1 protein-coding gene and 1 pseudogene are annotated in these 1092 nt (G+C 35.2%); one reads left to right on the plus strand and one right to left on the minus strand.

Translation table 11 applies throughout. The features are described from left to right. A pseudogene (locus tag Q0296_RS09085) lies at positions 1-464 on the plus strand (hypothetical protein); the annotation flags it as partial. Between the two features lie 2 nt (positions 465-466). Here Q0296_RS09085 and Q0296_RS09090 read toward each other — a convergent pair. Then, on the minus strand, positions 467-1092 hold a 626-nt coding region (locus tag Q0296_RS09090; RefSeq protein WP_298039648.1), incomplete at its 5' end, for a hypothetical protein.

The following is a 1092-nucleotide window of genomic DNA, read 5'->3' on the forward strand; positions in this document are numbered from 1 at the left end:
AATATGAGATAAAAGATGGCTTTGTAGTCGTCACAAACCACGAAAATAGGTTGATGGATAATCAAAATGCCTCTATTGAGCTCTTTGGTCTTATCTACGAGCAGATCACTAAAAACTGCACTAAAAATATCGTGCTAAATGACGCAAATTTGCAAAATTATTATGCTAGATTTGGCAAATTTGAGACAAATCAAACTATCTTTAAAATTTTTAGCAACATGGAGCTCATGCTAAATCACTCAATGCAAAAAGAAAATACCAAAATTTCTTTCTTCTCCCACTTTTTTGAAAGTATCGTCTGCAAAAGAGATACGGAGCTTGAAATTTTGATCGAGCTAAATCAAAAAGGCTTTGAGTACATCATCTCCAGAAGTGCAAATTTAGACTTTTATAACGTTGAGTCAGCTGACTACGGACTTACTTCATATCCAGCTAGCTCGTGTGCTGTGGGTGGAAATTTCTAAATTTAGTTGATTTTATCTTTTAGTTTAGCAATAATTTCGTCAAGCTTGCCGCCATCTTGAGCGTTTTTTAGGCACTCATTTATCTCGGTCATCTTTTTGGTAAATTCGTTTTTTATAATGCCAGCCACAAAGTCCTCGCTGTTAGTCTCGTCCAAGATAGGATACATGTCTCGCCAGATATCTTTGATCCACCAGCCGCATTTTGATATGCAAGGAAACTCTTTAAGCTCGCCAAGCTTTAGGCTCATCATCACCTCGTCAGAGTGCTTGATATCGTCTGTGACAAAGTCTTTATGTGCGCTATCAAAGCTCGTAAACATGCGGTAGCCAAGGCTTGATACGTTGTTTTCTGAGCAAATTCTAAACTGAAAAATATTATCTTCATAGTCTAAATTTGATATGCAAATTTGATGTTTTTGGGTGAAATTTGGAAATGAGTTAAACCTTTTATCATCTATATCAAGCTGCCACTTTGAGCCACTATCGCTAGTTAAAAATTCTTTAAAGCTTAGTTGTACAAATTCTTTATAGCTCATCTCATCAGCTGTGAAAAAGTCATAGTTGCTACTGTTTTTTTCTTTAAAATCTTTAAATTTCATTTCATTTCCGATCAAAAAAAGTGTAACTA

This window comes from uncultured Campylobacter sp. (genome assembly GCF_937890585.1).
In the GTDB taxonomy this organism is placed as follows: Bacteria; Campylobacterota; Campylobacteria; order Campylobacterales; family Campylobacteraceae; genus Campylobacter_A.